5 protein-coding genes are annotated in these 10,428 nt (G+C 53.6%); 2 read left to right on the top strand and 3 right to left on the bottom strand.

The window, feature by feature from the left end:
* The coding region (locus M3200_RS07485; protein WP_288178222.1) for a PD-(D/E)XK nuclease family protein at window positions 1-3,122 on the top strand (3,122 nt) is incomplete at its 5' end.
* Window positions 3,115-7,023: a helicase-exonuclease AddAB subunit AddA gene (addA, locus tag M3200_RS07490; RefSeq protein WP_022382914.1), complete on the top strand. Its 3,909-nt coding sequence runs from the start codon at window positions 3,115-3,117 to the stop codon at window positions 7,021-7,023. The genes M3200_RS07485 and addA, both read left to right, overlap by 8 nt.
* A 70-nt stretch (window positions 7,024-7,093) precedes the next feature.
* Here the strand turns inward: addA and M3200_RS07495 are convergent, their stop codons facing one another.
* The 3 genes from M3200_RS07495 to M3200_RS07505 all read right to left on the bottom strand — a co-directional run bounded on the left by M3200_RS07495 (window position 7,094) and on the right by M3200_RS07505 (window position 10,397).
* Window positions 7,094-7,909: a basic amino acid ABC transporter substrate-binding protein gene (locus M3200_RS07495; RefSeq protein ID WP_022382915.1), complete on the bottom strand. Its 816-nt coding sequence runs from the start codon at window positions 7,907-7,909 to the stop codon at window positions 7,094-7,096.
* Between the two features lie 168 nt (window positions 7,910-8,077).
* Window positions 8,078-9,385, bottom strand: coding sequence for an MFS transporter (locus M3200_RS07500; RefSeq protein WP_022382916.1), 1,308 nt, complete (start codon window positions 9,383-9,385; stop codon window positions 8,078-8,080).
* A 145-nt stretch (window positions 9,386-9,530) separates the two neighbouring features.
* Window positions 9,531-10,397: a YitT family protein gene (locus M3200_RS07505; protein WP_022382917.1), complete on the bottom strand. Its 867-nt coding sequence runs from the start codon at window positions 10,395-10,397 to the stop codon at window positions 9,531-9,533.
* Window positions 10,398-10,428: the final 31 nt, after the last annotated feature.

Consider the following 10,428-nt stretch of genomic DNA (forward strand, 5'->3'; position numbering starts at 1 on the left):
AACTCCAGATGATCGTCAAGGCTGCGTCCCACCCGCATTTTTCGGAAGAAGTGCGCCTCCTTCTCCACCAGCTCGACCTTTTCTGCGTAACGGAAAATGATCTTGCTGCTGCCGCAGAAGAGGAAGGGGACACGCCGCTCGGACGTAAGATGAAGGATCTCTCCATCATCTATACGGCTTACAATGAATACCTCCGCAGCCATTTCAATTATGAAGGCAGCCTTTTCGACCTTCTGGCGCACGAAATCCCCAAGTCCGACATGATCCGCCATTCACGCATCTGGATCGACGGCTTCAACGGCATGGCGCCGCAGAAAATCAATATCGTTTCCGCCCTCATCCATACGGCAGAAGAAGTCACGATGACGCTGCAGATGGACAGGCCGGAAGATGCCGCAGAGAATACGACCTTCCTTCGTCCTTACAAGCTGTACGAGGACCTGTCCCTTCGTGAGCGCCATTCGGACTTCACGACGCTTACGGAAAAAGTCCGCTTCCATTCTCCCCGCCTTTCTTCGATGGATGAATCCTTCTTTGCCAGACGCGCTCTTTCCTGCCCGCTTCCCAAGGAGAAAAACGTGCGCCCTGAAGAAGGGCTCCACATCCTCCGCGCCGCAAGGAAAGAAGAAGAAGTGGATGCGATTTCCCGTGCCATCTTGACGCTCGTCCGTGACAAGGGCTTCCGCTGGAGGGACATCCTTGTCCTTCTAAGGACACCTGACGATTACACGGATATTTTCGAGCGCTCTTTTGAGAAATACAAGATCGCCGCCTTCATTGACAAGAAGCATCCGATGAACAACCATCCGCTCGTCATGATGACGGACGGCCTTCTCCGCTTCCTGACAGCCGAGACGACGAGAAAGAATTCGGGCTGGCAGAAGGAAACGATTTTCCGCCTCTTGAAGACCTTCCTCCTGCGCGATTTCACGCCCGAGGAAACAGACCGTCTTGAAAACTACGTCCTCTCCCACGGCATCCGCGCCTGGCAGTGGCATAAAGCATGGAAATTCCGTGAATACTGGGATATCGACGCAGAAGCGCAGCCGCCTTCCGAAAAGGAGCTTGCTGCCCTCCGGGAAGCCAATGACTGGAGAGTCCGTCTCACAAGCCTCCTCGATCCCCTTGCCTCCGCATGGAAGAAGGCTAAGACGGTCCGCGAAAAGTGCGCACTTTTATATCAGTTCTACCTCGACGAAAAGGTACCGGATACACTTGCCGGGCTCGATGATGTCGAATCTCTTCATACGAATATCCGCACGCACCTTCAGGTGTGGAAGAAGATGCTCTCGCTTCTGGACGAAATCGTCCATGCTGCCGGCGATGAAATCATGAGCGGAAAGGATTTCCTCTCCCTTCTCGAAGACGGGCTTTCCTCGCTCACGTACTCGACCATTCCGCCGTCCCTTGACCATGTGACGGTCACAGGCATGGACCGCGGGTATGCCATGGAAGCGCGCGCCGTCTTCATCCCGGGCATCTGCGAAGGGGATTTCCCGAAGAATATCGGGGAATCCGGCTTCTTCACAGAATCGGAAAGGCAGAAGATTTTCGCAGAAAGCCGCCTCCGCTTCGGCGCCGATCTCATGCAGGTCGTCCATCAGGAGCAGTTCTACTGCTACCTGGCCCTGACGCGCGCCTCGGACGTCCTCTACCTCTCCCTTCCCGCTGTCAGGGAAGACGGCACGGAAACCGAGCCTTCGCTCCTTCTGACGCAGCTCTCCGGCCTCGGTTATCCGTCGGAAGACATCCACGTCCTTCCGCCGTCCCCGGCCAATGATGATGCGTCCTTCTTCTGCAATCCCGATCAGGCGCTTTCCCTTCTCCCTTCCATCCTGCGCGAAAGCATCCCGGAGAAGGATTCCCGCTGGGCAGGCCTTGCCGCATGGGCAAAAAACAGTTCTTCTTATGGCACTACTCTTTGGTTAAAGATGCAAAGCCTCCACTATTCCAATGAGGCAGAGCCGCTCCCGCTGGACATTGCCGCGCGCCTCTTCAAGCCGGGCGGAAGGTTCTTAAGCTCCGTCACCCGCCTTGAAAATTACCGCGGCTGCGCATACCGCTATTTCCTGCAGTACGGCCTTGGCATCAAGGAAAGGGATACAGGAGACCTCCAGTCGCTCGACTTCGGCAACTACCTCCATGCATCGCTCCACCGTTTCGGAAGCGTCCTGGGGAAGGAGAACAAGCAGTGGAGAGATGCGACGGATGAGTACATCGAGAACCTTTCGAGCAAGATTGCCTCCTCCATCGCGCCCCGCGTCCGCTACGGCGCCCTTCATTCCGATGCGGCCTCCCGCTATACGGAAAATGCGCTCAATAAGACATTCAAGAATACACTTTCTTCCTTAAGGGAATGGAGTAAGTCGAGCTCCTTTGACACGAAAGCCCTGGAGCACAAGTTCTTCCTGCACCTTCGGGCAGAAAACGGGGAGACCTTCACGCTGAACGGCAAAATCGACCGCGTCGATATGCTTGGCGAGAACGTCGCTGTCTACGACTACAAGACGGGCCATACGACGGCAAGCCTTGTGGAAATCGTCAGCGGCCTCAAGCTCCAGCTTCTCACCTACCTTCTGGGCCTCATGGAAGAGGCAGATGGAAATCCGCTCCTTCCTGCCGCCCTCATGTATATTTACCTTTCAGGCGATGTCAAGATCGTCTCGTCCGTGCCGCGTAATGGTATTCCGGATCTTCCGGCCAAGGACGGTGCATCCGGCTTTATCACTTCATCGGGTGCAACCGTTTACGATCTCGACAGCCGCGCAGGCAGTAATGACTCGATCCTTCCTGTCCGCATGAAGAATGACGGAGATCCGTATAATACAGGAAATGTGCTCTCCAAGGAAGATTTCGATCATCTTCTGCGGATCGTGAAGAAGAGGATCATCATGCTCTATGAAGAGATGATTTCCGGCAGGATCGATATCCGTCCCGTCCGCTTCAAGGGAAGCTCGCCCTGCAAGTACTGCCCATACCACTCCATCTGCCGCTTCGACCCGAGCCGCAGGGAAGAAAATTACGATTACATCCATGCTGTCAGCGACAAAGATATGAAGCGTGAGCTTCCAGGGATAGCATTCGATATGACAAAACCAAGAAAGGAGGATGACAATGGCTAACCGCTGGACCCCGGCGCAGCAGGAAGCGCTGGATACAAGAAACAAGAATCTCCTGCTCTCAGCTGCTGCAGGAAGCGGCAAGACCGCAGTCCTCACCGAACGCATCACGCGCATCGCAGGCGACATGGAAAGCGGCATCGATATCAACGAGCTTCTCGTCCTCACTTTCACAAAGGCAGCCGCTGCTGAAATGAAGAGCCGCGTCTCGGCGTCTTTGACAAACAAGCTCCGCGAAGCGGATGCGGAGAACAATCTGCCCCTCATCCATCACTTAGAGCGCCAGCTCTCTCTCATGGGAAGCGCGCAGATTTCCACGCTCGACTCCTTCTTCCAGTCGCTTCTCCGCCAGTACTTCTACCTCCTCGATCTGGATCCCAAGACACAGATCATGGCAGATGAAAACGAAGGATACCTGCTGAAGGAAGCCGTCCTTGCCGAAGTGCTGGAAAGATGGTACGAAGAAGCTGACCCGGATTTCCTCAAAACGGCCGACCTCTTTGCCAGCCGCTACCAGGACCGCGACCTGAAGGATACGATCCTGCGCATCCACAACTTCTCCTGCTCGATGCCATTCCCGATCGACTGGCTCAAGCATCTGCCCGATCCTTACAACATCCCCGATGGTACGAAGCTGGACGACATTCCCTGGAGCTATGATTTCCTTGCCTCGATCATTTCTACTTCGGAGAAGATCAGCGAATACTACCGGCGCGCTTTTGAAATCATGGATCAGAATGATGCAGCGCGTGCCGTCTACAGTGACCAGCTTTCGAATGAATACAGCTTCATTTCCTCTCTCGCCGAAGTTTCTTCCTGGAAAGACCTCTATGATCTTCCCTCCTTTACCTTCGCCCGTCTCACAATCGCAACCGCCAAGGTGCTGAAGCCCTATAAAATGCTTGTCAAAGAGTTCAATGCCACTCCGGATGCCGAGACCATCAAGGCTCTCCGGAAGCAGGCTGCGGCTACGTATAATAAGTCGATAGCTCCCCTGATCGGGATTTCCGAAGACCAGTGGATCGGAGAGACGCGCAATATGGCTCCGATCGTGAAGGTGCTCTCTGACATTACCATCGACTTCACGCATTCTCTTTCGGAGAGGAAACGCCAGGAAGGCGTCATGGACTTCAATGATCTGGAGCACTATGTCTTAGACGTCCTCGTCGACAAGGATGATCCGGCATTCACGCCTGAGACGGCCGCTGATTTCCCGTCGGAAGCCGCTCTTGCCATACGCTCACGTTACAAGGAAGTCATGATCGATGAGTACCAGGACACGAACGGCGTGCAGGAACTCATCACCTCCCTTCTCTCCAGCGGAGACAACCGCTTCATGGTCGGCGACATCAAGCAGAGCATTTACCGCTTCCGTCAGGCGGACCCGACGATATTCCTCGGAAAGTACAATGACTTCAGCACGAATGAGGCTGCTACAGACCACAGGATCGACCTCAATAAGAATTTCCGAAGCGATGCGGCCATCCTTTCTTCCATCAATTTCATCTTCCGCCAGATCATGACGGAAAGAAATCTGGAGCTGAACTACGGGGCGGCGGAAGCGCTCTACCCGGGACGCCACGAGGAAGAGAGGCCTTCCGATTACTGCGGCGGCTCTGTCTCCATCGGCCTCATCGACAAGGATATCGAAGAGGCGCAGAATGATAATCCCAAGATCAAGGATATGGAAAACATACGCCTCGAAGGCAGGCTGATTGCGGCGAAAATCCGCAGCCTCATCGACAGCAAGGCCAAGGTCATGAACGGCGACGGCACCTTCCGCCCCATCACTTACAGTGATATCGTCATTCTTCTCCGCTCCGTGGCAGGAAAAGCCCCCATCCTTTTGAAGGTCATGGGAGAATACGGCATTCCTGCGATTTCCGACAGGGAAGACGATTACATCCAGAATCCGGAAGTCGAGACGCTCCTTGCGCTCCTCAAGATCATCGACAATCCGCTGCAGGACCTGGCGCTGACGGCTGTCCTGCGCTCTGTCTTCGTAGGCCTTGATGAAGAGGATCTTTCGCGCCTGCGACTTGCCCAGAAGGCTGCCGGTGCTGAGCATATCTGGCCTGTCCTTGGAAATGCGGATCATATCCTCAAACCGGGAGGAGCCGGCCTTGTTTCTTCCTTCCTTTCCCTCTACAAGGAATGGCGCCTGCAGGCTGTCAAGGACGGCGCAGCACCGCTCATCAGGAAGATCATCGCGGATACCGATTACCTCACTTACGTCTCCGGACTTTCCGGCGGCGAATTCAGGAAAGCACATGTCCTTGCCTTCTATCAGCTGGCTCTTTCGAGAGACAGCGGCGCCAGGAGCGGCCTCTACTCTTTCCTCACTGAGCTTTCGCGCCTGACGAAGGACGAACGTAATTTCCGCGCCAAGACGCCTTCTGTCTCTGCCGCCGATGCTGTCCGCATCATGACGATCCACAGGAGCAAGGGGCTTGAATTCCCTGTCGTCTTCCTGGTCGATGCGGCAAAAGAATTCAACCTCCGCGACACGAAGGCAACGGCCGTCTGCCACAAGGACAGGGGAATCGGCATCCAGTACTATGACGAAGAGACCCATGCACGCTGGCCCAGCCTCTACTGGTATTCCGTCCGCTCCGCTTCCGAAAGGGAAAGCAAAGCCGAAGAAGCGCGCCTCCTCTACGTCGCCATGACGCGCGCAAGAGACAAGCTCTTCATTACAGCTACTTTGAAGGATACCATAAGATCCCTTGACCTCTGGATGGCCTCCCTGGCTGGCACGGAAACTGGCGAAGTCCGCCCGCTCCCGTCCTATATCACATCCGGTGCCGCTTCCTACCTTGACTGGATCATGCCGGCGGCGCTCCGTCATCGCTCATCCAAAGATGTATGGGACCGTCTCATGCGCATCCCCTCCTATGCTGACGATGCAGAAGGAGACCACTCTCTTTTCGATATTTCCATCACTCCGGAAACTTCGCTCCTCAGAGCGGATGAAACCGCGGATGCTGCAGAAACGGAAAAGCAGCTGATCGAGGTGGAAGAAACACCGGAGACGAATGCTGACCGCTTCCTTGCTTCCCTTCCTTCTGAGGTACCTGAAGATCTTTCCCGCCGCCTCACATGGAGCTACGCCTTCCCGGGCGCTGCCAATACGCCGGGAAAACTGACAGCCACAGCCGCGGTCAAGCTTCGTGAAACGCTCGAAGCTTCGGAAAGCGATGAACCGCCGTATGCCTCTGAAGTCCTGGCACCGGACCTTCCTTCCCTTCCTGAAACGGAAGAGGGCGAAGAAAATGAGGAAACAGAAGGAATGAAGGAAACGCTTCCTGCCGATTATGCAGAGCCGCCTTCTTTCCTCTCCGGAGGAAAACCAGGCTTTACAGGGACTTCCTTTGGTACACTCATGCATAAGGCGATGGAAATGATAGATTTCAAGACCGTCCCGGCAACAAGGGAAGCTTTAAGAAATGAAATCATGCGCCTTACGGAATCGGGCATCTTCACGAAGGATGAAGAGGAAGTCCTCCTTTCAGAAAGAAAGTACACAAATCCTGTCGCTTCTCTCATCACCTTCGCAGAAAGCCCTCTGGGCACTCTCATGAAAGAAGCAGAGACAGTCAGGAAGGAAATGCCTTTCTCGATCCTCCTTCCTGCGGATTCCTTCTATCCCGACTGCGAAAAGGGCGAGAAGATATTCCTGCAGGGGATCATGGACTGCCTCCTTGAAACGAAGGACGGCCTTACCGTCATCGATTACAAGACGGACCGCGTCATGACCGAAGAGGAACTTCGAGAGCATTACAAGATCCAGCTTCAGGTCTACGGAGAAGCCGCTGAAAAGCTCCTCGGAAAACCCGTCGTACGCCTTTCCCTCTGGGCCTTCCGCTTAGGAAAAGCCATCGACATACCGCTTCACAGGAATTAAAGCAATCAAAAAGGATGTGAACCATTTGGAACACATCCTTTTTTGTTGGCTTGTTTTAATATTACTTGATTCACAGTGCTTCTTCTGCTGTGGAAGGCATATCCGGAGCCGGTGTATTGAACCATTTTTCATGGAGCTTGTTCAGCGTGCCGTCTTTCTTGAGCTTGGCGATGGCAGCATTGACTTCCTGCTGCAGTTCCTTATTGTCCTTGTTGAAGCCGAAGGCAAAGTACTGGACTTTGGAATCCGGAACATCGACGACGCGGAATGCGCCCTTGCCATCGGTAGCTACGAAGTAATCGGCAGCCGGTTTATCCAGGATGCCTGCATTAGCGCCGCCGGCCTTGAGTTCCATGACGATATCGCTGGAATGATCGAAGTTTCTTGTATTCATGCCTTTTTCAGCCGCATAGTAAGCAGCGGTCGTTCCGACCTGGACAGCAACTTCCTTTTCCTTCAGGAGGTCTTCGACACTGTGGATGTCACTATCTGCCTTGGTTACGATAGCAAGTTTTGTCGCATAGAAAGGAGCGGCGAAGAGGATCTTGTCTGCTCTTTCCTTCGTTGCTGTCATGCCGGATGCCGTCATGTCCACTTCCTTGGACTGCAGAGCCGGGATCAGGCCGTCAAATGCCACGTTCTTGAATTCGACTTTCCTGTTCATGTCCTGAGCAACAGCACGGACGACGTCGATTTCATATCCTGTATAATCCTTGCCGTCCTTGGATTTGAATTCAAACGGCACGTATGTTGCGTTCGTTGCTACCTTCAGCGGTTTCAGACCTTCCGATGATGCCGCTTTCTTTTCACCGCCGCATCCGGCCATGATGCCGGCTGCCATAGCGAGAGAAGCTGCGAGAATGATACCCTTTTTCCAGTTTTTCATATTTTGCACCCCATTGCATACTACATAAATTTAATACCTATTATACAGTCATATACTGCATATGTCCATAGTTTTATTAATATATATGCATAAATATTATAAATTTTCATCTTTGCACTAAAAAAGACTGCGGAAGATGAATGATCATTTCCACAGTCCTTTTTAAAATTAACGGATGACGGTGCCTTTGGTGTCCTTGACGAAGAAGAGGACATTGACAGCAGCCGCAAGATATACGGCGGAGAGCAGGACGAAAGCGGTATTGAAGCCGTTTGTCTGTGCAATCGTACCGATGATGACCGGAGCGAAGCCGCCTACGGCGCGTCCGGTATTGAAGATGAAGTTCTGCGCAGTGGATCTGGCGTCGGTCGTGTAGTTCTCAGAGAGAAGCGTGCCGTAGCCTGCCATCATGCCGTTGCAGAAGAAGCCGAGGAATGCGCCGCCGAAGAGGAGCGCAATCGGCGTGCCGAGATTGACGTAGATATACACCATGGCAGCAGCGCATACGTAGAAAAGAAGGTACGGCTTCTTGCGTCCGAGACGGTCGCAGAGCCAGCCGAATACGAAGATGCCTGCAATCATGCCGATGACAGTGACGATCATCCAGCCGGACATGGACTTGGTGGTCAGGCCGTGTTCCTTCAGAAGGATCATCGGGAGCCATACCATGATGCCGTAGTAGCCGAAGTTCTGTACGCTTGTCATGATGGTGAGCGCTATTGTCGTGATGGTCGTCTTCTTGTCAGCGAAGAGGTGCGCAAGCGGGAATTTCTTTGCTTCTGTCAGCTGTTCTTCTTCTTCAGCCGTCAGCTTCTCGCCTGCATCTTTTCTTGCCTGAAGCGCTTTCTTCATTTCCTTGCGCTTGACCCACATCGGCGGTTCTTTGATGCCGTGACGGGCCCATGCGGCAAGGAGTGCCGGAAGGACGCCTACGAGGAAGAGTCCTCTCCAGCCGTAGTCAGGAAGGACGACAGCAGCAAGGATAGCCGCAAGAACGGCGCCTGCCTGCCAGCCCATCGCTACGCCGGCTGTGGCTCTGGCGCGCTTGGCGCCCGGCCATGTTTCTGATACGAGGGTCATGCCAATGCCATATTCACCGCCAAGGCCGAGCCCTGCCAGGAAACGCAGGATGTCCAGATGGACTGCATTGTCCGCAAAGGCGCATGCGCCCGTGAATATGGAGAAAATAATGATGGTGAGGGAGAAGGTGTGCACCCTGCCCCACCAGTCGGCAAAAATGCCGAAGATGTATCCGCCGAGGACCGTGCCTATCAGCGTATACGTGGCAATCATGCCGCCTTCGCCAAGCGTCAGGCCGAATTCACTGACGATGGCCGCCATCGCAAAAGAAAGAATCAGAACGTCGAGCCCGTCCATGGCGTAACCGATGATCGAGGCCCACATGATTTTCCAACGCTCTTTGCGAGTGACTCCTGTTTCCTCAAATTCCAATTCTTCAATTGTTTTCTGCGACATAGTACCCCCCTGGTGTACAACTAAGAATCCGTAAGCCAAATTCTGCACAAATTGTCTTATTTTACAACAACTTTACTGATTTGCAAAGGGGAAAAATAAAAAAGGCCAAAGATTTTTCCCGGCCTTAATTTTCTTTATTTCTTGTTCATTTTTGTACTTTCTTGCCGACAAGCCCGCCTTCGACTTCCTGCACGTCGAATACGGTGATGAAAGCGGAGGGATCGATGTCGCGGACGACCTGCTTGAGTTTCGTGACTTCCAGTCTGGAAATGACGCAGTAGAGGACATCCTTGTCATCTTTCAGGAATCCGCCCTGCCCGTGGAGGCGTGTCACGGCGCGGTGCATGTCATGGACGATGGCATCGCTGACGTCGTCATAGCATGTCGTGATGATGAAGATGCCCTTGGAGGAATCAAGCCCTGTCGAGACGGCATCAATCATGCGCGAGCAGATGAAGTACGCGATGAGGGAATACATGGCGCTGTTCCAGCTGAAGACGAAGCCCGCGGCGCCCAGGATGAAGAAGTTGAAAAACATGACGATTTCGCCGACTGAAAACGACGACCGGCTGTCCATCCAGATCGCCACGATTTCCGTGCCATCCGTCGACCCCCCGTTCTTGATGACGATGCCTACGCCGAGTCCTATGATAATCCCGCCAAAAATCGTCGACAGGAAGGGATCGTTTGTCGCCGGCATCATTTTCTCAAGCCTGGACGAGCAGAGGGAAAGGACGATGATGGCAAACATGGATGATGCCGCCAGTCTCGGCCCTAAGCTCTTATAGCCCATGTAGAAGAAGGGAACATTCAAAAGGACAATGAGCACGCTGAAAGGGATCCCCGTCAGCGCCTGGATCAGAAGAGAAATACCTGTCACGCCGCCGTCGATGACGTGGTTCGGGATCAGGAACAGGTTCAGCCCTGCAGAATAAATCGCAGCGCCGATTGTAAGACCTATGGCACGCCGGATCTGGCGTACTTTATCTATTCTTCTAAGTGCGTCTGTCATGCTTCCTCCTGAAAATAAAAAACCGCGGCTT

This window comes from Dialister sp. CAG:357 (assembly GCF_000435155.1).
Lineage (GTDB): Bacteria > Bacillota > Negativicutes > Veillonellales > Dialisteraceae > Dialister > Dialister hominis.

Bases quoted from the DNA above. Each gene is read 5' to 3' on its own strand.
- addA (WP_022382914.1), top strand. From the start codon at position 3,115: ATGGCTAACCGCTGGACCCCGGCGCAGCAGGAAGCGCTGGATACAAGA.
- M3200_RS07500 (WP_022382916.1), bottom strand. From the start codon at position 9,385: ATGTCGCAGAAAACAATTGAAGAATTGGAATTTGAGGAAACAGGAGTC.
- M3200_RS07505 (WP_022382917.1), bottom strand. From the start codon at position 10,397: ATGACAGACGCACTTAGAAGAATAGATAAAGTACGCCAGATCCGGCGT.
- M3200_RS07495 (WP_022382915.1), bottom strand. From the start codon at position 7,909: ATGAAAAACTGGAAAAAGGGTATCATTCTCGCAGCTTCTCTCGCTATG.